The following is a 24,170-nucleotide window of genomic DNA, read 5'->3' on the forward strand; positions in this document are numbered from 1 at the left end:
ATCTTACCTCTCTAAATGTAGTATAAGAACATGTAGTTGTATTTTTTATACATCCACATACCGATTCGTAGAATAAGCAGTGCATAAAAAATGCAATACAAGTGATATGTTAAAGATGGAATATTATTATGTAATACAATCTCACGCAAGTAGTTTATATATACAAATACCGGATTCAAGTAAATAAGCTTTGCTACTATACTTCCTTCAAATATCTTCACATCGTAAAATATCGCTGTAAAATACATCAAGGCGAGTGTAAATATATCGTAAAGATACTGTACATCTTTAAAGAACACAAACATCGCCGACAATATCAATCCTGTACCTACTATAAGTACAAACAAGCATATAATTGGAAAGATAATGAATATAAACTTCCAGGTGATTGTTACTCTATATGCTATCACAAATATGAAAAATATCACCAGTGTAAGCAGGAAGTTTATCGATGCAGCCATTATCTTTGATATAAGGAACAAATACTTCGGTGCATTTACCTTTGTTATTATACCGGCATTTGATGTAATAGATTGCATACCGTTGTCTGTAGCCTCTCTGAAGTAGTTGAACATCAGCTGTCCTGCAAACATATATATAGTATAATGCTCCATACTGTCTCCAAAGACTCTGTCAAACACAAAGCTCATAACGATAAGTTGGAACAAAGGTGCAATCATACTCCAAAGTATACCAAGGACGGATCTTTTATATCTTTTATTGAAATCGCGCTTTACCAGTTCACTAAACATAAACTGATATTGTTTTATTTTATTTATAAATATATTCATCCTCTACCACCTATGATATCTTAACAAGCTTTTTAAAATATGGAATACTTGCAAGCGGTGCTATCATAATAATTGTAGTAATAAAAATTATAACTACAAAAAGCAGACACTCCGGAACCGAATTATCAATTTTAAATGTAATTCCACTAATTGATATAGTATCTCCTATCAGCCACATTACTAACGCATGAGAAAAATAAATTCCCATAGCCAGTTCAGATACTTTAATAATTATATTTTTTATAAATGTATTATCACCTTTAAAGCTTAGCTTACATGCTATAAGCATTATACCAAACGCATACATTACATTCCCAATCTCCAACTCACTAAAGAATGTATGTGTAGACACTCCCAAACGCCCGGAAATCCCTTCTGTTAAAAGGATTGTCAGTACTAAGCCAACAACAGAAATTATACCACCTAAAATTACAGAAATTTTTTCCTTGTTTTCATAAATCATTCTGCCAATAAATAACACCGATATATAACCAAGATTCATATAAATAAAGAATGAATTTTGCAAAAGCTGAACATCCAGCGAAAAATAGTTAATAATACCATCGACTGTACTTGGAACTAATAATCCGAGTATAATAAAATAAATTCTCAGTTTATTTGAAAGCGATTCGTATATTACATTCAATATTGGTGAAAAAAGATAAATCCAAATCAACAAATATCCATACCACAAGTGTCCTGATACTCTTTTATTGAAAAAAATCATTATAGTATCGTAAACCACATTACCATCATTCCAGAGTATTTTTCTGGTAAATATAAATGCAAAACTCCAAACAAAAAGGGCAATACCTGCTATGACAGCTTTTTTCAACGCTTTTTCTAAGCTTATCTTTTTCCCTAATAAAAGTGCACCTGATATCATTAAAAAAACTGGTACTGCAAATCTTGTAACAGCATTTAATATCAGTCCCTCTTTCCAAATAAGACTGCCAAGTTCATGATTATTAAACACCCCACTGGACGCATGAATGACAGCTATCATAAAAGCTGAAACTATCTTCAAAAGATCCAATCCGATAAGTCTATCCTTATTCTCTCTTTTTTGCTCAGGAAAGAACCTTTTACAGATTAATGATATAGCAACTAAAAAAATCCAAACTATAACAGCTAAAGATGCAAGATTTTTTCTGGTCAAAAATGTACCACTACCTGTATTTAACTTTACTTCAAAGTTCATCCAGTTCTCAGACTCGCTATTTGTATATCCGTCAAATCCTTGATCCCCTTGTACAGAAATAATTCTAGCCTTCCCCTGCCATTTATTCTGTTTCAGTACAAGTACTACATCTTCACCGTTTTGGAATTTAGCCTGTATACTGTCTGTCATCCCGTCTATTCTGTCATAGCTTCTCCAAAGAAGTCCTCCGTCTTTTTCAATCCATCCTTTTGAAAAAACATCTGCCGGCTTCTTACTCTCTCCGTTTACAATCACTTCTTTTAAAAAGACTTCATTTCCTTCTGCCTTTTCATTTTGGTCATTGCTTGCTACTATTTTAATTTCACTATTCGTTTGATTATTTATAAAAAATCCTATACCAAATACTGCTACTAAAAGTAGCAGTACCGGCATAGTTTTTTTTATTGTCCCGAAAACAGATTGAGGAATTGCCAATACGACAATTCCAACAATCAATAATAATGTTAAAAAAAGATTCCCCATCTTCTCTTCCTACACTCTTAAATGGTCTTTACCTGCTAAAGTTTTATAAAAAATACTCATGATAAGATGATCGTAAATCATATGTATATCTTCTGTTACTTGCATACTCATTACATCAGCGCATAAAGAAACGTCTGACATTTCCTTCAGCTTACCTCCGTCATAGCCTGTAATTCCTATTATCTTGTTACCACAAGACTTGGCATACTCTACTGCATTCAAGACATTCTTAGAATTACCGCTTCCGGAGATTGCCATAACAATATCTCCTTCTTTTATAACTCCCTCCAGCTGGAATCTGAAAACTTCCTCAAATCCGATATCATTTGCAATCGCCATCATTGTAGCAACATTGTCATTAAGGCAAAGGAGCTTAAACTTCGGTTCTCCCTTCTTATAGAGATACTCACTTACACCTTTATTGAAATCATTTTGATAATGTGATGCGGTAGCGGAACTTCCACCGTTACCGAATACAAAGATGGTTCCTCCCGCCTTTCTGGTATCATCCATCAAATTCATAGCCTTATTAATATCTTCTACATTTAATTTTTTTAATGTCTCTATTTCAAGAGCAATATAGTCTTTAATACTGTTTGTATAATCCATTTTCACCTCTAATTCATCTTTAATACATTTTCTACAGTAAGTGCTACCGACTCATCCGACTCATGCTTTGCTTTCCATCCGGCCTCATGAATTTTAGAAAGGTCATACTGGAATTTAGGAACATCCCCCTTCCATCCACCTTTTCCTCCTGTATATTCATAAGGTATACCTGTAAGCCCCATCTTATCTACAACTATATCCGCAATTGTCTTTACACTACTTTGTGTGCTTACTCCAAGATTATAAAGTGTGATTCCTGTATCCTTCACATCCTTAAACTGCATTATTGCCTCTACCAGGTCAAGCACATAAATATAAGGTTTACACTGTGTTCCGTCTCCGAGTATTCTTAAATGACTTGGGTCATCCTTAAGCCTCTTTACAAAGTCAAATATAACACCATGTGTGAGTCTTGGTCCTATAACATTTGGGAATCTGAATATCAGCGCCTTTATATCATTCATATAACTGTAGGCTGATATAAGCGCTTCCGAGCCAAGCTTTGCCGCTCCGTAATATGATATAGGACGAAGATTCGGCTCATCCTCAGATACATTTTTTCCTTCTTTCTCTCCATAAACTGCAGATGTTGAAGCAAAGAAAAATCTCTTTACACCATACTTTCTCATAGCTTGAAGAAGTTCAAATGTTGTTGAGTATGTATTTTCATACTCTATTGAGGGGTCATTTGCACTTGCTTGAATATCTGAGTTTGCAGCCAAATGAAATACATACTCGAAGCCTTCTTTTTCGAATACAGCTTCCAGTTTTTCTCTGTCACAAAGATTTTGCTCATAGAATTTAAACTTCGGATTGTCCATCAAATGCTCAATATTCTTCTTTGTTCCTATAAAGAAGTTATCAATGCATACTACCTCATTACCCTCTGCAAGCAAACTGTCTATCAAGTGACTACCTATAAATCCTGCGCCACCTGCAACTAATACTTTCATAATCTCTCCTTTAATTCCAATATTTATCTCCGATATAGATTACACTGGTTCCGTCTCTTTCAAATGAAAAATCCAGCTCTTTAAGTCCAATGGCTTTCTTAAGCTGTTCTTGTTTTTCTTCTTCACAGTAGAACAGAAGAAATCCTCCACCACCGGCACCCAAAAGCTTTCCGCCTAGAGCACCATTTTTCATAGCAATCTCATAAGCTTCATCGATTGCAGGATTTGCAATGCCTGACGCCAACTCTTTCTTTAGCTGCCATCCCTCATCAAGGATTTTTCCAAATGATGAAATATCATTGCTTTCCAAAGCTGATTTCATATCCTTTGCAAGTCCACACATTTTGAGAAGATTTTTAGCCTTATCCTCTGAAGTTATGTTTTTTGTCTGCTCCGCCAATATAGTATTTGCAGAACGTGTTGTACCTGTGTAGAACATCAGCAGGTTTTTTTGAAGTTTTTTATATGTCTTTCCCTCCATCATTATCGGTTCATGTGATACAGAACCGTCCTGATTAAATTTTATAAAGTTTAGACCGCCAAGTGCTGCACCGTATTGATCTTGCTTTCCTATCGGATTTCCAAGTCTTTCAATCTCTACTTCACAAGCCAAAGCAGCGAGCTTGTTCTTTGAAACAAACTTTCCATTATAGCAATTAAGTGTATTCAAAAGCCCTACAGTAAAGGTACTTGATGACCCCAACCCGGTTCCTCCCGGAATATCTGCTGTAGATGTTATCTCCACTCCATGAACATTCATATCACCAAGAACCTGTCTAAAAATTTTATGTTTTATTTGAGAAATCTCATCCACAAGTTCATTTTCAGAATACTTAAGTAATGTTTGATTCTCATTAAAATATGGATGAATTGAAATATAGCAATATTTATTGATAGATGTACTAAGTACACATCCACCATATTTTTCATAAAAGTTAGCCATATCGCTTCCACCACCACAAAAACTTACTCGAAATGGGGTCTTTGTAATAATCATACTTCTCTCCTTATATCAATCTCTTTGATCAATGTATATAATCGTCTGACATTATAGCATAGTTTACTTTTATATAAAAGCATTTTTACCGAAATGCTTTACTAACCGGACTTTCTAAGTACCTTATACAATCCGCCTCTTATACTGTTCGGTGCTAAAGTAATTACTGCCGTAAACATCACGCCTATGATGAATTCAAGTATATTGGTATAATGCAACTTATTTTGAGTTTTTCTAAGCTTAACATATGTAAGGAAATACCCAATTCCTCCTCTTCTGTTTGAAAAATCTCCAAGTCTTGCATTTACCAATACTTTATCTATATTAGATATTTTATATCCTTTTGCAAGCATTCTGCTCCAAAGATAATAATCTTCCAGTCCCTTCATAGGCTGATATCCGCCGGAATCAATAACGTCCTTTTTCCTAAATAAAACTGTCATATGATTTAAAGGATTTCTATATTTTCCGTACTTATAAAGCTCTTTGTACTTTAGCGGCATTGTCTTTGTTCTTATTATTTTACCTTCCTCAATAAACTCATTTATATATCCGCCTACAACCGATATTTGAGGGTTCTTTTTTATATAATTCACCTGTTTTTCAAATCTGTCACTGACCGCTATATCATCGCTGTCCATTCTGGCAATATAGTCACAATAACATTTTTCCAGACCTGTTTGTAACGCTGTTCCAAGTCCCATGTTTTTTTCCAACTGTATGCATGTAAAATCTATATTGCTTTCATTAAACTTTCTTATCTCTTTAGATATTATAGTTTCAAGCTCTTCGGTCAGTAATCCGTCTTTTACCAATATTACTTCCTTTGGTTTTAACGTCTGATTATATATGCTTTCCAACGCTCTTTCCAGGAATTCGGTTTTTTCCTTTATATAAACAGACATTAACACTGAAAATTCCAATTTTACTCCCTCTCATAATCATTTAAGCTTCATTTTAAACTTGCCTAGTATTATACCCAAGTAGCCCACACTTTTACTACCCGGCTTTATTTTATTATTCTTATACTTGATTAAAATTTTTCTTAATTCTCATCATTCTCACCGAATATATCGCTATCCCGGTTCCTATAACACTAAGCAGTATATTCACACTCAAAAGTGCTCTCATTCCCATATAGTCAAGTATGGCTCCACCAAATAATGAACCGAGCACCGTACCGGCCGACATCATTCCTGACATAAACGACTGTCCGGTTGCATGATCTTCTTCTCTTACTGCCGTTCCTGTGAAATATACTGAAGCCGCGGCCATTATTGCAAAGCTGCATATCTGTGAAAATTGAGTAATATATATCATTCCGATATTAACTGACACAAAATAAAGTACCGCTCTTAATATATACCCTGCACATGCAATAATCATAAGATTTCCCACTTTTATCTTCTTCATAATAAAAGAAAATGTAAACAAAACCGGAATCTCCACTACTGCCTGAATAAACATTGCCGTTCCAAGATTACTGCTGTTACCGCCAAGAGACTGTACAATTTGCAAAAGGTATGTCCCTATAATATTATGTGAGAAGAAAATAAAAAGCACCGCCAAAAGCATTATAGAAAAATATGGATATTTTTTTATAAAACCGATTACATTTGTTTGCTCATATTCCACACTCTCCAATGCAGATTTCTTTGTGGGCGGCATTGTGCTTACTACACATAATAATAAGGCCATAATTATAAGGCCTGAGGCAGGTATTATTTTTGTCCCGAATCTAAGTGCCATATTACCGATAAGCAGCGCCATAATTGCATACATAGCGGATCCTGTTCCTCTTGCAACTCCAAAATTGAGTTTTATCCCTTCTCTCTCATATGCAAACAGTGCTGTATTTATCATCGGCAAATATATACTTGCTATTATATACATCGAGCCGAACAAAACTGCAATCAGCCACCTCTCTTTTACAATAAACAGCATAATACATATAAGTACATATGGTAATCCTAATAATATAATCATTCTTTTCCATGTAAGAATTTTTATTCTGTCACATAAATTCCCCGCCATAGGTTGTAATATTACTGCCACCAAACAAAATACAGCTGTAATAACACCTATCATACTATTGCCAAATCCGTTGCCCTGTAAATAAAACGCAATAAACCCGGCACTTGGGCAAAACATCATCCAATATAGCCCTTGTAATAAAATATATTGGATATTTATCTTTTTATCTTTCATTTTATGATTCCGCTTCCTATTTCCATCTCCGGCATCTTTCCTTTTTCTATATCAAAACAACACTACTTTTATTTTATCTAACGTCATACTGCGAAAAGAGGAAGGAATAATCCCTTCCTCTCAAATCCATCCAACTGATACTATTATAAACACTAACTGTCCAACCTGCTCAGAAGCATATTATAAAACCTTTGCCCTATATGTCTTCCGGATTTCTTCAGTTGTTCAATACATTCCTTTACATCTTCAGATGTCAGCACATTTTCCTCATAAGCCACCATAATTATACCTATGGTACCCATCACTTTATGTCCCAGTTGTTTTGATATATCTCTCCCTTTCGCTTCATCCATTAATAGTACATCTGCATTTAACTCATCTGTTAAAATTATCGCTTCACTCTCACCAACATCAAGTCCTGTAGCTCTCCTAAGAATATCTACCGCTTCCGGACTACATACTTTTCTAACTTCAATACAATTTTCATTTCTAATTATTTGTGCTTCTTCATGGAAACGTTTGTCTACTACCAATTCATTGAACACTGCTTCCGGCAGAAATATTTTTCCAAACAGCTTTTCCAATAACCATATCTTGTCTATCTTTAAAAGAGAAATCAACGGCGTTGTATCAGAAACCACAATCATAGTCGTGACCTTATACTTTTTAACTGCTTAAATGTATTTATATCTTCTTCCAAATCATCTTGTATAAAATCATAATATGAATATCCAAGTTTATCATAAATCGTAATCAATTCCGACTTACTGATACCTAAGATTTCTGCTGCTCGTCCATGTGATATTGTTTGGTTATATATATATGGATATAAAAGCAAAGCATTTCTTCTAAGCTCAGACTCAGGATCTATTGCGACAAGATACCTTGACATACCTATGGGCACATTAATAGTTACTGTCTCTGTAGTTACCATATTATCCCTCCATATGTTTTTTATTAAGTACAATTATATATTTTTTATATATGCTATGCAACTATTTTATAAAAGCTATTGTAGACTTCTATCAAAGTACTATAAAAATTCATTTTTCATTTTATACTTCTATTTCCTTACTTATCCAGTCTATTACTTCATCAAGGTCAACCTTTACATCATCAACTTTTGATCTTATTTCATCTGTCGGTTCTATTGTATCAGGCACCATTATCACTCTTGCACCTGCTGCAATTCCGGCATTTAACCCGTTTACAGAGTCTTCCAGTACAAGGCTTTCACCTATATCCGTTTTCACCTTGTTTGCCGCTTTTAAAAATATATCCGGTGCCGGCTTACCGTTTTCTATCTCATCACCACAGGTAAAATCATCAAAATAGTCATATACATTTGCCATTTTAAGATATTTTATTGCTATCTCTCTCTTAGTTGATGTCGCAAGACAGGCCTTAATATTGTTTTCCTTCAAATATTTAAGTAAATTATCAAGTCCCTTTTTCTTTGTCAATCCATGCTCTCTTATATGAGAAACAATATATTCCTCTCTGGCATCCCTGCCCTTTTCTATATCAAATTCATCGCCTGCGTCAGCTCTCAAAATCTCATATACCAATGCTCTGTTTGCGCCCTTTATCTTAAGTATAGCCTCATCACTTATTTTGCATCCCTGTAATACTGCCGCATTCTGCCATGCTTTTCCATACAGTCTTTCTGTGTCAAACATCAGACCGTCCATATCAAATAAAACCGCTTTTATCATTATTATATCCGCCTTTTATTACTTTATATTAAGATAACATTTTTTTATATTAAAAGCCATAAATTATATTTATATTCCATCACTTGCAGTATTTCATCAAATTACTTTATCCTTCCAACCTATTACCCGCTCTCTCATCCCCTCTATATCCAGTACTCCATAGGCAAAACCCTTTCTTACAAGTTCTTCAGGAACAAATTCATCATATTTTTCAAATACAGGTACTTCCTTTTCATAAACCAAAGACATAGAATCTATTTCCTCTGCCGCTTTTTCGCTGACTATCTTATAGAATTCTTTTTCACTTACATTCATAGTAAATTGTATAAAATACGGCCTTGAGGGATTTAAACCTTTAAGTCCAAGTTCTTTTGCACAATGTACCTTTAAAAATCTCTCAAGTGCCAAAAACGCATGACTTCCAAGCCATGGAAATAAAGCCCACATATTCCCTCCAAGATGTATTAGCGGCTTATTTGACAACTCGGCCTTTTTAGAGCAATCTCTGGCTTGTGCCAGTCTGCATCTACCATGACTCATCAAATACATATATGTATCTGATGAACTGAGTACATCTTTCATTTTCTCCAGTACATGAGTATGTATATCTCCCGGAACATCTCCAAAATAAGCCGGAATATTTCCCTTTACCAAGCTTACATATATTGCTCTTCTTTTATGATCTACTTCCTCCACAATCCACACTCTACCTGCAATTGCAACTTTACCTCCTCTTTCCGGTGGTCTCACAACAGTTCCAAGTTCCTGTGAATCAGTTCTCACGGAATATTCTATATTCTCCTGAAAAACAGCATAAAATTTATAGTTATTTACAATTCTTTCACCCGAAATCCCCACTATAAGTCCACCGTTTTCAGTCCTGTTTATATGATCTGTCTTAAGCAAATGGAGCAACAAAAGCCTAAAATCATCTCGACTTATCCTTCTAAATGCAGACAGGCTAAGAACTCTTGATGCCAGCTCGGCAGGTGTCATTTCTCCCATTGAAGCTAATGTGCTCATTGTTTGGTGGTAGAGCAAACTATATGGGAGTCTGTCAAGCCTTGGAGGCTCCACAAATCTTTCTTCCACATAGAGCTGTACCAAAGCTATACCCTGTACAAGATACCATGGTATCATTTCAGGCATCATTGCTCTTGGCTCCGGGTGATCTTCCCTCATCACAAACCACATTTCAGAAGGTGCTCCTCTCCTTCCTGTTCTTCCAAGTCTTTGCAAAAATCCGGATACTGTAAAAGGAGCATCTATTTGAAATGCTCTCTCAAGTCTTCCTATATCAATTCCCAATTCAAGTGTCGCAGTAGCACATATCGATATCAAGGAATCCTCATCCTTCATCTCCTCTTCCGCACTCTCTCTATATGAAGCTGAGAGATTGCCGTGATGTATTAAAAATCTGTCGGATTCGTGATTTACCTCACAGTACTGTCTCAACTGTTGGCATACAATCTCACATTCTTCTCTTGAGTTTGTAAATACCAGACACTTTTTCCCTTTTGTATGTTCAAATATATAAGCAAGTCCGGGATTTGCGCCTTTCGGTGCGTACCCGGTTTTTACCTCCTTTGCCGTATCCTCATAATCAATAGCCTGCGGCTCTGTATTAAAGAAATGTTCCATTGATAATCTCCAGGTTTCCTTTCCTCTATCAAACTCAGGTATCAATGTTTTTCTCTTGCTTCCGGATGAAAGAAAATTCCCGGCAAGCCTCGGATTTCCTATGGTAGCGGAAAGCCCCACTCTTCTCGGATTACATCCTGCCATCTTGCAAAGCCTTTCTATAAGACAAAATGTCTGTAAACCTCTGTCAGCTCGCAGCAAAGAATGTATTTCATCAATTACTATAAATCTTAGATCATGAAAAAGAGACGATATTTCCATATGCTTATTTATCATCAATGATTCCAATGATTCAGGTGTTATCTGTAAAATACCTGAAGGCTTTTTTAACAGTTTTCTCTTACCGGTCTGAGTCACATCACCATGCCATCTTGTTACCTTAATATCCGCTTCTTCACATATAAAATTCAGCCTTGAAAACTGGTCGTTTATAAGAGCTTTTAGCGGTGCTATATAAAGTACTCCCACACTGCTTGAAGGATTTTCCTCAAGCAAAGTCAATATCGGAAAGAATGCCGCCTCTGTTTTTCCTGAAGCTGTAGATGCCGTTAAAAGCAGGTTTTCATCAGTATTAAATAAAACGTCTGCAGCAGCATTTTGCACACATCTAAGCATCTGCCATCCCGAATTATAAATATATTCCCTTATAAAAGGAGCATATCTTTCATACGTGTTCATAATGTAAACTCCACAAAATTTTCATCGGTATTATCTGATACCGCCTCCGACTTCGCAAAAGAGAAATCGGGAGATTCCAAAAGTTCATTTATTTTTAAATCCGGATTTTGATATATAAGATCCAAAAGCTCAATAAAATCCCTTATAACTTCTCTTGGAGTAATATTTTCTGTCGCTCCTATTCTAAAATACTCAAGTTTTATAAAATCATCCAACTCTATATCACTTAGTTTCCTATTATAGCCATAGAGTCCGGCATGCATATCTGAGAGTTTTTCACATAGTACAAGCATCTCCTCCGGAGTCAGTGCTTCAAGCCTTATTACAGGTGAGAGCAGATCTCTCATACCCGGCTTTGAAAATTTACCTTCCGAGAGTCTTGAACGAAGAGCCTCATAGCTGTATATTCCTCTTCTCTTATCTTCCAATGTCTGTGGCGTTGCACCCATTATAATTCCGAGATATTTCGCCTTCCCCTGCAATGTGTCATTATACATTGTAAGCATCTTTTCATAATTATATTGTCTGGTAACAGCATTAGGTATCTTATATATATTTACAAGTTCATCTACCATAATCATCATTCCGCTATAACCCGCAAGTCTGAAAAACATAGCAAACAGCTTTAAATACTCATACCAGTCCTCATCTGTGATAATTATATTAACCCCAAGTGCTTCTTTTGCACCCGTCTTTGTGCTGTATTCACCTCTAAACCAACGAACGATTTTCATCTTTGTTTCATCGTCCCCGTCTATATAGGCATGATAGTATTTAGACAGTAGTGAACCGAACTCAAATCCGTGGACCATCTCTGAAAGTCCGGATATTACGGTAAATATTTTCTTATCCACCTCATCTAAAAGTTCTTTGCTTCCCGGTAATACTCCACGTTTTTCTATACAATCAGTCTGAATATTATTTATCCATTTGTCTAAAAGTAATGTTATTGCTCCACCTTCAGGCTTTGTTTTTGTAGACAAATTTCCTATAAGCTCTCTATATGTGGCAAGCCCCTGTCCTTTAGTTCCCTGCAGCCTTCTTTCCGGCGAAAGATCCGCATCCGCTACTATAAAGCCCTTATCCATCACATAATTTCTTATAGTCTGTAATAAAAAGCTCTTTCCGCTACCGTATTTACCTACAATAAATCTAAATGAAGCACCACCTTCTGCCACTATATCCAAATCATGCAGCAATGCCTCTATCTCGTTTTTTCTGCCGACTGTAATATATGGCAAACCTGTTCTTGGAACCACACCTCCCTTAAGTGAATTAATCAATGTTTGAGCAATTCTCTTAGGTACCTTTTTATCTTCATTCATATATCTCTCCTATGATATTCAAAATATCCTCTCTATAATCCTCTACCAAATATATTTCATCGCCTTCACATTCCAATATATTGTCACCTATATCTTCAAAGAAAGTCTCATTTATATTGTCGGTAATAATTGATGTAAACAGATTATTTGACTTTATCAGACTTTTATAATCCTTTCCTGCAATAATAAACTTTAGGATCTTTAAATTTATATTATCTGATATTTCCGGCGGTTTATCAAAATCTAAGTTTTCTGATTTACTCTGATTACCGTCATTATATTTTATAGAATTCTTTTCGATAGTATTTTGTATATCAGCCTTTTCAACTATATCTGTATTTATCACCTGAGAATGTATACAATCTTCATCTACAAGCAAACTTGTCTTTGTAATTTCCGCATCGTTTCGAATCTTTTTTAATGCAGAAAAGTCTATATTTATCAGGTTTCTTTCATTGTGTTTTATTTTCTTAAGAGCTTCGTTAAATGCAGATGCAATAATGGTGGCAATCCGGGTATCTTCAATACTTGGTTTCAAATAATATCCAAGCTTAAATTCATCTCTGATCAATCTGTCAATTTCATGGACTATAGATGCAAGTTTCTTCTTATTAAAGTATGCTCTTATATAAGATTTTTCCTTCCACCTGCCTGTTTTGCAATGATAAGACCTCACCCCGTTTACTATATATTCTGCATCTTCCTCTGTTTTATCATTCCAATAAACCGCATTTAATAACGGATATATGCTTCTGTTTTGCAGCCTCCCAAAGCAATGTGTAAATATACTTTTGCCGTCAATATTTCCGCTCTTTAATATATATTTCCACACATAGGCATATATAATTATACTTTTCTCTCTTTCCTTTTTAATACTTACGGAATTTAAAAATCTCTTACCGGCAAAAAAACATATGGCATCAAATATTTCCATATCTTCATAATCTTCGGATTTTTTCAAAATTTCAAGTGCATGATCTCTGTCTAATATCTCTTTATCAATATATTTTTTTACCTCATCCACCGGAAAGCCTTTAACAAGCAAATACTCAAAATACCATCTGTGTAAATTCCTTTTTATCTGTGTATTATCTTCTAAAAAACCGCCTTCTATAAATTCTTCTTCAAACTCTTTAAGTTTGTTCAAACTCTCAACAGATGAAGAACTGCCTATGCCGCAAAGAAGCTCATAGATATATAGGTAAATAAAGGATGTAAAGGTTTTGTTATATACGCCGTTCCTAACTTCAGTTCTCCATGTGAAATAAGTTCTCAATTGTTTATCACTCAAATCATGGTATGTAGTAAAATAACCCGAAATATCACATACCTGCCCATGATAATCATCCTCATAATCTTCCATAAACTTGGCCTGCCTATAGAAGTTTCTAGCTCTTAATTGTCCGGAATAATCATCATATCTATACAGTTTTCTCATTTCAGTGATTTTCTCCGGGATACACTCCTTTTTCTTTAGAAAATCACTCCCTTTTGCAAATGGTAAAGGCGTATCCGTATATACAGTTTTACTTTTACCTGTATCTGATAAAGCTGTGTCTTTAGACGGATTGCCTTGCAATATCGCATTATCAAATAATTCAAATATATAATCTCTATCAGTTTTATCATTAAATGATATGCCTATCCAACTACTACCATGCATACGCAAAGGATCAACTATATACTCTTTTATCCTGTCAGATAAACTTGCTTCATATTTCAAATCACAATGTTCCATCCATCTTCCGGTATCGGAATTCCACTCCTTTATAAGAAGCGCAATCATCTTTCCCGTTAAAGGATGGCACAGTCTTGACATAGTTAAAGAGCTATCCCATCTGTCGGACTCTTCAATATTATGTTTTTCTTTTATATAATCTAACAGCTCCTTTAATTCCATTTGTCCATCCTTCTTTAATCACAAAAAGGTCTGAATCCTCTTACAAGAAAACTTGTATCAGGTTTCAGACCTGTAGGCATCACTAATATTATGCAACAGCAAAACTTGACAAATCAAACAGACTGCCTAGAGATGTTCCAAAATCTGTAGGCCTCATAGCTTCCGCTATCTTACTTAGTGTATTATCAAACAGTTCACGATCTTTAAAAATATGGAAAAGCTTTGCTGTATTTCTTGCATCATCTACACCAAGACACCGGTTTGAAAACATCTTTATTGCCTCGTCAAATTTAGGTGCATTTATAACCATATCGTAGGTAATTCCTGTCAGGTCCCTCACTATTGATGTAATTCTTGTATTGTACTCAGGTTTTACATAGGTTCTGAATGATGATATCTCCTAAAAGTTTTCATCCAACATTATAGCACCTATTTCAATAGTCTCCATAGTACATCCAAGATTTCTATACTCTTTTACAACTTTGTTCATTTCCAAATCAACTACGATATGCTTCATAACAGCCTCCCAAATATTTTATACTTATATAATATATAAAATGCTGTACTATAAAAATGCCTTGTAAAGGTGAGCTTAATGTTTTAACCGATACTTATAATACTATATTTATAATGTTTGAACAAGAAAATAAGGCATATGGTCTAACCATACGCCTCAAACTTTACAGTACCGGAATAATAATTTCTACACGTCGATTCAACTGTTTTCCTTCAGCTGTCTCATTTGTTGCCACCGGTCTGCTTTCTCCATATCCGTTTGTAGTAATATTGGCAGTAACACCTGCAGATTGTAAGTAGCTCTTTACAGAATTTGCACGATTCTCTGACAGTGTCTGGTTATGTGCATCATCCGCATCGGAGTCGGTATGTCCGTCTATTTCAAAATCGGTTATATTTGACTCTATTAAAATCTTTGCAAGATTATTTAGAGTTTCCTCCGCATCAGGTCTGATATTATATTTGTCAACATCAAACAATACTCCTGAATCCAGAGTTATCATTATACTGTTTGCCTCTATTGCAGGCACTGCAGGAACCGCACTGAGTAAAGGCAGTTTATATGAGAAAACCAACGGCTTTGCATCAACTTCCTTCTCTTTACCCTTAAATGTAATAACAGCTTTTCCCTTACCGTCATTCTCTATTCCGAGACCTGTTTTCTTGTTCTTATAGCTTCCCGATCCGTTACCGTTTACTTCAATATCCATATTTTGATCTCTGTATATTACATACTGAGTATCTACAGATATACTTAAATTGGTTTCCGACTTGGTATACAAACCTGTTCCGTCTGCATCTACCATCAAATGTATACCATATCTGTCATCTGAATAATTTCCGGATCCGTCTGCTTCCACTTGCAATGTAATTCCTTTATTAGAATCCAAGTATTGTCCCGATCCGTCGGTTTCTCTTTGTATAGTAATTCCTTTTTCACTGTCAATGTATTGTCCGGACCCGTCTCCCTCGGTCTGAACCGTAGTATTTCCGTCCGCATACTGTCCTGAACCGTTTTCACCCACCTGCACCGATGTTGTACCTCTTATAATCCGGTCATTTTCAACTTTAACAGGTGTTACTGTAATACCTGGCACTGATGAAAGGCTTTTTGTAGCGTCCATTTTTATTTTTGCATCAGCATTCTCATCTATACCAAGTGGAGGCAATACTACAACCGGAACCTCAGGAATCTCTCCAAGTGCATACCCCGGGACTTTTAATTCATCCTCATTCACCTTACTCTCAGCTTTTGTAGTCTCTGCAGTAGTTTCTTCCTTTGATGATTCAACTACAGCACTGCTGCTTTCTTTGCTTTCTGTCTTATCGGCGCCTTTTCCACATCCGGCAGCTAAAACACTGACAGCTAAGACACTTGCCAAAATAATTGATTTTTTCATAGACAAACCTCCGTATCAATTTGAATTTTAGTTTTAAACTTTAAAGATATTTAGATATTTATTATCACAGTTCAAACCGATTTTCTTAACACTGTAATTGTACAATGTTTCATTTGCAAAATGAACTTACAATTTTTATAGTACGTCTTAATAATTTGATAATAATTCAAGATTTTAAAAGTAAAAATGAGTTGAAAATCAACCCATCAAAGTATTTATTCATATATTTATATAAATTTAATTTCCGCCAAACAGCAATACATTTACTTTCAGAAGAATTAAATATAGCCGGGTATGATGCCCTTAATATTAAATACCCGGCTATGTGTGGAAAATAGTCGGTGCACCGACATGTCATGATGTTTAGAACTTTGTAGAATTTTAGAAAATACAGATTAGAAAGCTAGCTTTCTATAAGAAAAAAGATATCAAACCAAACATCATGTAAAAGGTTTGATGGTTTCATTATACTAATTATTACCCTATTGGCAATACCTGATACCACGTTCCGTTGTATTCCGATTAATTTTAGCGTATTCAATAAATTTATTTCATAAAACTGTGCATATAGGCAATTTTCTTATGGTCATATTGCCATAAAAAACACAGTGAATTTTTATAGCTCATCATACAAATTTAATATTTAAATACCATTATAAAAATCGCGTACCAAGTCGGTATCGCGATTTTTTGATCAATATGTTTACTTTCCATAATCCCCTAAAAGATTGTACTTTTTTAAAAGCTCATTGCGATATTTCTTATCCGTATTGGCTTTTATTATCTTGTCCAGATCACCTTCCTTAGCAAGTATTATATTTAACCTGCTTATTAAATCGGCACCTTCTTCCCTACCTTTTTCTATTCCTTCTTCTCTGCCTCTTTCTATTCCTTTTTCTATCCCTTTTTCTATTCCTCTTGCCTCAACTATATCCAATACTTCGCACATATTCACAACCTCCTTCGCATTTGCTTCGTCTATGATCTCCTCAAACCTTTTATCTCCTGTCATTGCGGACATTAGCATCAGTAATTCCTCTATATGACCTATAAACTTCTTATCTGCAACATAATTCTTATTTACCCGCATTTGATACAAATAATCTGCAAGTATCCAAAAGTCACTTTTAAAAGAATCTATTATTTCTCTGTCCAGATATGCTATCTCAAATAAATTAATCTTATAGTCATTTACATATGGCCTTAATTTCTCATCAACATCTATTATTCCAAGCAGATTTTTGGGGTACAACCATTTCTGTTCAAACCCCAAATATAATACTAAAGAAATTACAGGATATTTTTTCTTATCAATATTTTCAGTTCTTGACTGTTTACCATATTCCGTACCGTCATAACTTATAACTCTAAACGGCATTAATTTATTGGGTGTTGTCTGATTTTCTATTCCTAAAAGTGCTATATTTATCTGACTGTCTTTCCAATATTTCGCAACATCTCTGTCTTGAAACCTAACTCTTCCGTCTATTTTTAATGCACTATCCGTAACGGCATCAAAAAGTGTTTCTTCCTCTACCACTTTCTTTCCGTCAAACAACAATACATTTACTATATCCGAAAAAACATCATTGTGTCTTTCAAGCATCTTTTGAGTTATATCTTTTTCTTGCATATCTGCTCCTTTATTATATCAGAGAATTATTTTTGATTCCATTGTCTTTAGAAGTTTTCAGATTTGATTTCAGAAGTATCAAATATAGCCGGGTATTATGCCCTTAATATTAAATACCCGGCTATGTTTGGAAAATAGTCGGTGCACCGACATGTCATGATGTTTAGAACTTTTTAGAATTTTTAGAATACACAGATTAGAAAGTTTACTTTCTATAAGAAAAAAGATATCAAACCAAACATCATGTAAAAAGTTTGATACTTTCATTATACAAACTATCACCATATTAGCAATACCAGATACCACGTTCCGTTGTATTTTAATTAATTTCAGCATATTAAACAATGCCTTGCATATTAAACTATGCATCACGCCAAATATCATATGGTGATATTGCTATAAAAACGGCTTTAATTTTTTACACCTCCTAATTTAAATTTAATATTTTTCCAAGTCATTCTCTTTTCAATCCTCATCCAGAATTGATAAAAATTCCAATAATTTCTTTAATTTGTAATTGTTTAACCTTTTAACTCTGGCTATTATATTCGCTTTTATTTCATTACTTGCATTTTTTCTACTACCGGTGCTTATATAATGGTCTATCTTATCTTCAAGCAGTTCTTCTACCGGTATATCAAATTTATCGCTTATCTTTTGCAGTACACTCAAACTTACATTTGAATTTTTACCTTCATACTTACATACCGTTTGCTGCTTGACTCCGATAATATCACCAAATTCCTTTTGTGTCATTCCCCTGTGTAGCCTCAATTTACGTATACTGTTCATAGTCACTCCTCCTGTCTTCATGTACGTCTCTTCGGTATTTCGTTGAACAACTTATATAAAGTATACTATAATGTATAAATTATCACAATATTATAACAAGAATTAATAATAAAGTTTATATTAACATTTTAATTTTTTTGTAAGGTATATATATTTTGCTGTAATATTTTTAAATATTTTATTACATAAAAAAGACCCAAGTTCTCACCCGGGTCTATTATAAATAGATTATTCCATTGCACTTTCAAGCGCTTTTCCTACAGCTTTAATTATTCCTTTAGAACTGTGTGTAGCACCACTTACAGTATCCACATCCAATGATTGTTTTTCTATGATTTCAGGAATCACATCCCTTGCATCTATTAAATACTCCTCATCATCCCCTGTATCAACTATATTTATTTCAGTGATTTCTCCATTAGCAATAGTTACAGATACCGTCATCTTTCCACTGTGACCTGTAGCACTTCCTTCATAAGTTCCGTCTTTGTATGAGGCATCTGATGAAACTGTGTTTTGAGTATTTTGCTCTTCCACAGCTTCTTCTCCATTCTTTCTTGCCGCTCTAAATCCGAATACAGCAAGGACTGCGTAAATAATACAAATAAACACAACAAAGACTATACAAACAACTCTTTGTTTCTTATACTTTATAGCTCTCAAAACAAGGTAAACTACATATACAACAGCATAAACCGTTAAATCAAACAGTGTATCCAAATGACCATAAAATATGGATATACTGAATATCATTGCTATATGCAAAAACAGTAATCCATAGAATACATAGGACAGTTTTTGTAACGATTTCCACTTTTTAGGATTCATTCTTTTTCTGATAACCATAAATGAAGTTATTGTCAAAGGTATCAAAAGAATAATCATTATAAGTGAAAATACTGCCGCAAATATTCTCTGTGCATCCAATTCAGATATATTTGTAAAGAGTTTTACAAAATAATACTGCCCATATGATATATTGTGAATCAAGGTAAATAAAGCCGCAATAATTGCCATTTCACCTCTTGTACGTAGCAGTAATCCTCTCATTTTTGCAGCCGGACATACAGATGCCACCATGACAAGTATAAAGAGAGCACCTGCTAAGGTGCCTCTCGCCAATATATCATTTGCAATATAATCAACTACAAACGGCAAGCCTTTTTCAGGTGCAATTATAGTTAATATACTTATTAAAATCGTTGCAATATAAAAATATGTTGCATGTTTTTTTATAGGCTTTTCTAAAATTGCAAAAAAAGCCAATACTACAATAAGACATGCGACAAATTTCATTATTTTGTTACCTCAATTGTTAAATCAGGATATCCGTCAGCCTTAAGAACAACTGTATATGTTCCTGCTTCTGCAAATACAGGCTCATCCTTACCGTCCGAACTGTATTTTGCATCCAGATTTATACTTCCATCTTCATTAAATGCAACTTTTCCAAACTTTCTACCCTTGCCACCCTTGTACTCTGTATCATTCACCTTTGCATAAGTAATAGCACTTATATAATCCTTTACAGTAAGTCCTGCCTCATTTTCATCAAGTTTAAGAGTATTATTCTCAAAGTGGAACTGTTCCGCATTCAAATTTGAATTTATAACAGCTGTGAAATTCAAATCAGCATATTTATCATTTGTAAATATAAACTGATACTTGCCGGGTACAAGGTCCTTTGGAAGATTCAAAGTACCGTTATCTTCCTTTACATTTGCTATATCAACATCTTTCTTCTTAGAAACTATTCTTCCGATGCTGTACTTGCTGTCATCTGAGGTTATTTCAAACTTAATCTGTGAGCCGTCCTTAGTATAATTAGCGCTCTCATCACCCTTAATGCTGTAGTTCTCAGGTGCCAAAAGCTTGCAGAACAAATCTGTATCTATCTCTATATCATCGGCATCCTTAAGTAAGTATGTAATCTTAGAAATAGTCTGACCCGGCAAGTCCTGATAACGAATATATGATACTGCATTTCCATGATTCTCCGTAAACGGTGCCGCTGCAAATGCAAGTTCTGCAGGTGAACGCCAAATATTTTCCAGATGCTCCATACCATACTTCTTGCCTTCTTTTGTTTCAAAAACAACACCCTGAACATCACCAATCTCAAGTTCAAGATCCTTTACTTCTATTTGATAGTTTCCATAATTTGAAGTAGTTGTAATTGTTGACTCCAAATCATTTTTAACAGTATTTCCAACTGTCTTTGAGAATGTACCATCTGAATTTAATACTTTATACTCTGATGGAGTTTCATCTGTAGTATCTGTAATCTCAGCTACAAATGTAAGAAGAGGATTAGTTGACTCCTTCTTTTCCTCTATAGCCTTTTTTGCATCCTCATACAGTGACTTTGAAATTGCAACATTTACATCTTTCACTCCTGAAATTGTTGATCCGTCACCAACAACTTCCGATACTGCTGTTGCAAACATTTCCGCCTTCTTATTTGTTACAGAGCTTACAGCATCATAATTTCCATCACTTCTGATATCTGCTGCCGCATCCGGAGCATCAAGCTTTGCAGTAAGCTTCTCAGGATTGGCCTCAGGCTCTACATTATTTATCTCTCCATAGTAGTAGTCAGCATATGGAATGCTTATCTTTGCATAAACATAATTTTCATTACCGATGTCAGCCTTACTCTCCTTGCTTACCTCAGACTGACTTTCGCTCTGTACTGAGCTGCTCTCAGCTGTAGTGGTTGTATCAGCTGCTTTTCCACAACCTGTTATCATCAATGCAAATGCTGCCGGTGCCAATATAGATAGATATCTTTTCTTCATAAATCCTCCATGAATATAAAATAAATTTGATTACCTATTACCCTAATTCGTTAGTATCTCCTAACTCAATTACAGAGTATTACATAAAATAATTATATTGTCAATTGCTTTTACGAAAAAACTGACTCGAAATAAATCCCCGAATCAGTTTTTGTTATACTCTATCCTAATAGTTCCCCTTTATATTTACCATTCTTAATTTTAAAGAAGAACTCACTGTATCTGTCAGAATCAAATATATCCAATAACTCCTTCATATTCCAGATAAGGTTTACACTGTCCAAGTCTGACCGGTCAACCCAAAATACTCTTCCTTCTTCCGATGCCTTTAATTCACCGCTAAATTTATCAGTCTTATATAAGAGTACCAGATATCTTGTTCCGTCTTCCTGTATCCAATCTTTAAAACCGCAGGCTATAGGATTTTCAATGGTAAGCCCTGTCTCCTCTTTCATCTCCCTGATAACAGACTCAAGCAGTGACTCATCTTCTTCCACATGACCTCCCGGGAATACCAAACCATCCGTTCCTGCTTTTTCCTGAACCAAAACCTTGCTTCCGTCACAGATTAAGCACATATTTGTTAACTCTATTTCTGTTTTTCTACTCAATTTTTCAATTCCCATATATACCTCTCTTTTAAGCTATTCTAATATCTTGCATATACACAGTCAATTAAAATCGGTATATACCCGGGTTTATGCACTTATTTGTGTATTATTTTCTAATATGATGATCTCATCCATAGAAACCTGAAATACTGCTGACAGTACTATCAAATTATCTATAGTCGGCATTGCTGTGCCGTGTTGCCATTTGTAAATAGCCTGTGGAGTGGCAAAACCAAATATTTCCTGCAAATTTCTCACACTAAGTCCTGACTCTTCTCTAAGTCTTACAATATTTTTTCCTGTAGCTACCAAATCTATGGTAGGAAAAATAAACATAACTCTTCCTTTCCGCTTCCGAACAGGAAAGAGTTACTTTTTCCTATTCAGAAGCCTTAAAATTATAAATCGGTTTCATTACCTCAATGATATCAACAGAATCCTTTATAACATCTATGATATCCTCAAGTCTTTTATATGCCATTGGAGCCTCGTCCAATGTATTTTCATTTATAGAAGTGGAATAAATTCCCTTCATTGTTTCTTTATACTCATCCAAACTTAAGTTATTCTTTGCGGCAGTTCTTGACATAAGTCTTCCTGCCCCATGAGGTGCGGAATAGTTCCAATCTGGGTTACCCTTGCCCACTGCTAAAACGCTTCCGTCCCTCATATTTATTGGGATCAAAACCTTCTCTCCGCTATGTGCGGCAATAGCACCTTTTCGTAAGATCATTTCACTCACATCAATATAGTTGTGAATAGTATGGAATGCCTCAAGACTCTTCATTCCGGTTCTTTCTAAGATGATTTCTGCCATCAACTCACGATTTCTTTTCGCAAAGTTTTGACAAATCTCAACATCATTTAAATACTCCTCCAGATATTTTCCTGAGACATAACATAAGTCATCAGGCATGCTTGTTTCCGACTCATAAACATGCCAATGAAGTGCTTTTAGTGCAGTCTGAATCTCATTTTTTCTACCCTGCTCCTTATAAGTTCTTATGATTTCATCTCTTTTTTCAAGATAAGTATCATACCCTCTATCTAAGTTTGCCGCCAATCTCTGATAATACTGTGCAACCTGCTTTCCAAGATTTCTTGATCCTGAATGTACTATTAAGTATTTGCATCCGTCACTTGCCTCATCAATCTCAATAAAGTGATTTCCGCCACCGAGTGTGCCAAGTGAACGCTCAAGTCTTCTTGAATCTCTCAAATATCTGAAGCAGTTTAACTTTGTTAAATCAAAGTGCTCCTGTCTGCCCTCCCATACATTCATTCCTGATGGAATATAATGAGCAGCCTCATCTACTTTTTCAAAATCTATTTCCACTTTTCCAAGTTTTACCGTGTACATTCCGCATCCGATATCCACTCCGACTATATTGGGAACCGCCTTATCCTTTATAGTCATTGTAGTACCTATAGTACATCCTTTTCCGGCATGAACATCAGGCATTATACGAATTTTTGATCCTTCCGTTATCACATAATCGCACATTCTTCTTATCTGCTCTATTGCCTCAACCTCTACAACCTTTGCATAACATACTGCTGTATTTACTCTACCTTTTATTTCAATTCTATCCATATCTTCTCCTTTACCTCAAAAAAACCGCCTACCCATTTAGAGTAAGCGGCCTCAAAAACATTTATCTAATATCAGCATAGTATCTACCTATGCCTATATTTATACAAACAATTTTCTCGTACTTGACCTATCTCCAATGAGTGCATTAAAACAAAGCCCTTCCTAGACGCCATACTAAGGAGTGCGTTATCAAAGCGTTCAATATTTAAATAGTCAAAACGATTCATTGTTCTCATGTCTTTTCCTTTCCGGGCACAATCCGCCCAATTTCTTTATCGATAGAATAACACAGTAAAGTGCTTTTGTCATTATACCGGCGGTATAA

Annotated in this window: 22 protein-coding genes; all 22 read right to left on the reverse strand. The window is 35.0% G+C overall.

Annotated features, from left to right (window positions below):
- Positions 1-11 precede the first annotated feature (11 nt).
- The gene (locus HMPREF1135_RS07620) at positions 12-791 is read right to left on the reverse strand and encodes an ABC transporter permease (protein WP_007593809.1); all 780 of its coding nucleotides are present in this window, start codon (positions 789-791) and stop codon (positions 12-14) included.
- Between the two features lie 10 nt (positions 792-801).
- Entirely contained in the window at positions 802-2,475 is a 1,674-nt protein-coding gene (locus HMPREF1135_RS07625) for an acyltransferase (protein WP_007593810.1), read from the reverse strand.
- Positions 2,476-2,484: 9 nt separating this feature from the next.
- Positions 2,485-3,084 carry a D-sedoheptulose-7-phosphate isomerase gene (locus tag HMPREF1135_RS07630; RefSeq protein WP_007593812.1) on the reverse strand — a complete coding sequence of 200 codons (600 nt, stop codon included), beginning with the start codon at positions 3,082-3,084 and terminating at the stop codon, positions 2,485-2,487.
- Between the two features lie 8 nt (positions 3,085-3,092).
- Positions 3,093-4,037, reverse strand: coding sequence for an NAD-dependent epimerase/dehydratase family protein (locus HMPREF1135_RS07635; protein WP_007593814.1), 945 nt, complete (start codon positions 4,035-4,037; stop codon positions 3,093-3,095).
- Between the two features lie 10 nt (positions 4,038-4,047).
- Positions 4,048-5,034 (reverse strand): GHMP family kinase ATP-binding protein, encoded by a 987-nt coding sequence (locus HMPREF1135_RS07640; protein WP_007593816.1) that lies wholly within the window; start codon positions 5,032-5,034, stop codon positions 4,048-4,050.
- A 101-nt stretch (positions 5,035-5,135) separates the two neighbouring features.
- Complete coding sequence (locus tag HMPREF1135_RS07645; protein WP_007593818.1) at positions 5,136-5,957, reverse strand: glycosyltransferase; 822 nt, start codon at positions 5,955-5,957, stop codon at positions 5,136-5,138.
- Between the two features lie 100 nt (positions 5,958-6,057).
- Positions 6,058-7,242 carry an MFS transporter gene (locus tag HMPREF1135_RS07650; RefSeq protein ID WP_007593820.1) on the reverse strand — a complete coding sequence of 395 codons (1,185 nt, stop codon included), beginning with the start codon at positions 7,240-7,242 and terminating at the stop codon, positions 6,058-6,060.
- 152 nt (positions 7,243-7,394) lie between these two features.
- Positions 7,395-7,889 carry a DUF3368 domain-containing protein gene (locus tag HMPREF1135_RS07655; RefSeq protein ID WP_007593826.1) on the reverse strand — a complete coding sequence of 165 codons (495 nt, stop codon included), beginning with the start codon at positions 7,887-7,889 and terminating at the stop codon, positions 7,395-7,397.
- Entirely contained in the window at positions 7,886-8,176 is a 291-nt protein-coding gene (locus HMPREF1135_RS07660; protein WP_007593828.1) for a hypothetical protein, read from the reverse strand. Before HMPREF1135_RS07660 ends, HMPREF1135_RS07655 begins: the two co-directional genes overlap by 4 nt.
- Before the next feature lie 121 nt (positions 8,177-8,297).
- Positions 8,298-8,957 (reverse strand): HAD family hydrolase, encoded by a 660-nt coding sequence (locus tag HMPREF1135_RS07665; protein ID WP_007593830.1) that lies wholly within the window; start codon positions 8,955-8,957, stop codon positions 8,298-8,300.
- A gap of 96 nt (positions 8,958-9,053) precedes the next feature.
- Positions 9,054-11,276 carry a DEAD/DEAH box helicase gene (locus HMPREF1135_RS07670; RefSeq protein WP_007593832.1) on the reverse strand — a complete coding sequence of 741 codons (2,223 nt, stop codon included), beginning with the start codon at positions 11,274-11,276 and terminating at the stop codon, positions 9,054-9,056.
- Positions 11,273-12,601: an ATP-binding protein gene (locus tag HMPREF1135_RS07675; protein ID WP_007593833.1), complete on the reverse strand. Its 1,329-nt coding sequence runs from the start codon at positions 12,599-12,601 to the stop codon at positions 11,273-11,275. Before HMPREF1135_RS07675 ends, HMPREF1135_RS07670 begins: the two co-directional genes overlap by 4 nt.
- Entirely contained in the window at positions 12,594-14,501 is a 1,908-nt protein-coding gene (locus tag HMPREF1135_RS07680) for a TerB N-terminal domain-containing protein (RefSeq protein ID WP_007593836.1), read from the reverse strand. Before HMPREF1135_RS07680 ends, HMPREF1135_RS07675 begins: the two co-directional genes overlap by 8 nt.
- Positions 14,502-14,589: 88 nt before the next feature.
- On the reverse strand, positions 14,590-14,898 hold the full coding sequence (locus HMPREF1135_RS14145; RefSeq protein ID WP_255347319.1) for an exonuclease domain-containing protein: 309 nt from the start codon (positions 14,896-14,898) through the stop codon (positions 14,590-14,592).
- Between the two features lie 283 nt (positions 14,899-15,181).
- Positions 15,182-16,417 carry an OmpA family protein gene (locus HMPREF1135_RS07690; protein ID WP_007593841.1) on the reverse strand — a complete coding sequence of 412 codons (1,236 nt, stop codon included), beginning with the start codon at positions 16,415-16,417 and terminating at the stop codon, positions 15,182-15,184.
- A 703-nt stretch (positions 16,418-17,120) separates the two neighbouring features.
- Positions 17,121-18,050 (reverse strand): Rpn family recombination-promoting nuclease/putative transposase, encoded by a 930-nt coding sequence (locus HMPREF1135_RS07695; protein WP_007593843.1) that lies wholly within the window; start codon positions 18,048-18,050, stop codon positions 17,121-17,123.
- Positions 18,051-18,515: 465 nt separating this feature from the next.
- Complete coding sequence (locus tag HMPREF1135_RS07700; RefSeq protein ID WP_007593844.1) at positions 18,516-18,842, reverse strand: helix-turn-helix domain-containing protein; 327 nt, start codon at positions 18,840-18,842, stop codon at positions 18,516-18,518.
- 228 nt (positions 18,843-19,070) lie between these two features.
- Positions 19,071-20,138 carry an FMN-binding protein gene (locus HMPREF1135_RS07705; RefSeq protein WP_007593846.1) on the reverse strand — a complete coding sequence of 356 codons (1,068 nt, stop codon included), beginning with the start codon at positions 20,136-20,138 and terminating at the stop codon, positions 19,071-19,073.
- Positions 20,138-21,640 (reverse strand): hemoblobin-interacting domain-containing protein, encoded by a 1,503-nt coding sequence (locus tag HMPREF1135_RS07710; RefSeq protein ID WP_007593848.1) that lies wholly within the window; start codon positions 21,638-21,640, stop codon positions 20,138-20,140. The genes HMPREF1135_RS07705 and HMPREF1135_RS07710 overlap by 1 nt, the downstream gene beginning before the upstream one ends.
- Positions 21,641-21,801: 161 nt before the next feature.
- Positions 21,802-22,266 (reverse strand): 8-oxo-dGTP diphosphatase, encoded by a 465-nt coding sequence (locus tag HMPREF1135_RS07715; RefSeq protein ID WP_007593850.1) that lies wholly within the window; start codon positions 22,264-22,266, stop codon positions 21,802-21,804.
- Positions 22,267-22,338: 72 nt separating this feature from the next.
- Positions 22,339-22,587, reverse strand: a complete 249-nt coding sequence (locus HMPREF1135_RS07720) for a helix-turn-helix domain-containing protein (protein ID WP_007593851.1) — start codon at positions 22,585-22,587, stop codon at positions 22,339-22,341.
- Positions 22,588-22,630: 43 nt separating this feature from the next.
- Positions 22,631-23,845 (reverse strand): RtcB family protein, encoded by a 1,215-nt coding sequence (locus HMPREF1135_RS07725; RefSeq protein ID WP_007593852.1) that lies wholly within the window; start codon positions 23,843-23,845, stop codon positions 22,631-22,633.
- Positions 23,846-24,170 lie beyond the last annotated feature (325 nt).

This window comes from Lachnoanaerobaculum sp. OBRC5-5 (assembly GCF_000296385.1).
In the GTDB taxonomy this organism is placed as follows: Bacteria; Bacillota; Clostridia; order Lachnospirales; family Lachnospiraceae; genus Lachnoanaerobaculum.

Bases quoted from the DNA above. Each gene is read 5' to 3' on its own strand.
- HMPREF1135_RS07700 (WP_007593844.1), bottom strand. From the start codon at position 18,842: ATGAACAGTATACGTAAATTGAGGCTACACAGGGGAATGACACAAAAG.
- HMPREF1135_RS07620 (WP_007593809.1), bottom strand. From the start codon at position 791: ATGAATATATTTATAAATAAAATAAAACAATATCAGTTTATGTTTAGT.
- HMPREF1135_RS07705 (WP_007593846.1), bottom strand. From the start codon at position 20,138: ATGAAATTTGTCGCATGTCTTATTGTAGTATTGGCTTTTTTTGCAATT.
- HMPREF1135_RS07720 (WP_007593851.1), bottom strand. From the start codon at position 22,587: ATGTTTATTTTTCCTACCATAGATTTGGTAGCTACAGGAAAAAATATT.
- HMPREF1135_RS07660 (WP_007593828.1), bottom strand. From the start codon at position 8,176: ATGGTAACTACAGAGACAGTAACTATTAATGTGCCCATAGGTATGTCA.
- HMPREF1135_RS07670 (WP_007593832.1), bottom strand. From the start codon at position 11,276: ATGAACACGTATGAAAGATATGCTCCTTTTATAAGGGAATATATTTAT.
- HMPREF1135_RS07650 (WP_007593820.1), bottom strand. From the start codon at position 7,242: ATGAAAGATAAAAAGATAAATATCCAATATATTTTATTACAAGGGCTA.
- HMPREF1135_RS07640 (WP_007593816.1), bottom strand. From the start codon at position 5,034: ATGATTATTACAAAGACCCCATTTCGAGTAAGTTTTTGTGGTGGTGGA.
- HMPREF1135_RS07690 (WP_007593841.1), bottom strand. From the start codon at position 16,417: ATGAAAAAATCAATTATTTTGGCAAGTGTCTTAGCTGTCAGTGTTTTA.
- HMPREF1135_RS07675 (WP_007593833.1), bottom strand. From the start codon at position 12,601: ATGAATGAAGATAAAAAGGTACCTAAGAGAATTGCTCAAACATTGATT.
- HMPREF1135_RS07695 (WP_007593843.1), bottom strand. From the start codon at position 18,050: ATGCAAGAAAAAGATATAACTCAAAAGATGCTTGAAAGACACAATGAT.
- HMPREF1135_RS07665 (WP_007593830.1), bottom strand. From the start codon at position 8,957: ATGATAAAAGCGGTTTTATTTGATATGGACGGTCTGATGTTTGACACA.
- HMPREF1135_RS07625 (WP_007593810.1), bottom strand. From the start codon at position 2,475: ATGGGGAATCTTTTTTTAACATTATTATTGATTGTTGGAATTGTCGTA.
- HMPREF1135_RS07725 (WP_007593852.1), bottom strand. From the start codon at position 23,845: ATGGATAGAATTGAAATAAAAGGTAGAGTAAATACAGCAGTATGTTAT.
- HMPREF1135_RS07630 (WP_007593812.1), bottom strand. From the start codon at position 3,084: ATGGATTATACAAACAGTATTAAAGACTATATTGCTCTTGAAATAGAG.
- HMPREF1135_RS07710 (WP_007593848.1), bottom strand. From the start codon at position 21,640: ATGAAGAAAAGATATCTATCTATATTGGCACCGGCAGCATTTGCATTG.
- HMPREF1135_RS07635 (WP_007593814.1), bottom strand. From the start codon at position 4,037: ATGAAAGTATTAGTTGCAGGTGGCGCAGGATTTATAGGTAGTCACTTG.
- HMPREF1135_RS07715 (WP_007593850.1), bottom strand. From the start codon at position 22,266: ATGGGAATTGAAAAATTGAGTAGAAAAACAGAAATAGAGTTAACAAAT.
- HMPREF1135_RS07655 (WP_007593826.1), bottom strand. From the start codon at position 7,889: ATGATTGTGGTTTCTGATACAACGCCGTTGATTTCTCTTTTAAAGATA.
- HMPREF1135_RS07680 (WP_007593836.1), bottom strand. From the start codon at position 14,501: ATGGAATTAAAGGAGCTGTTAGATTATATAAAAGAAAAACATAATATT.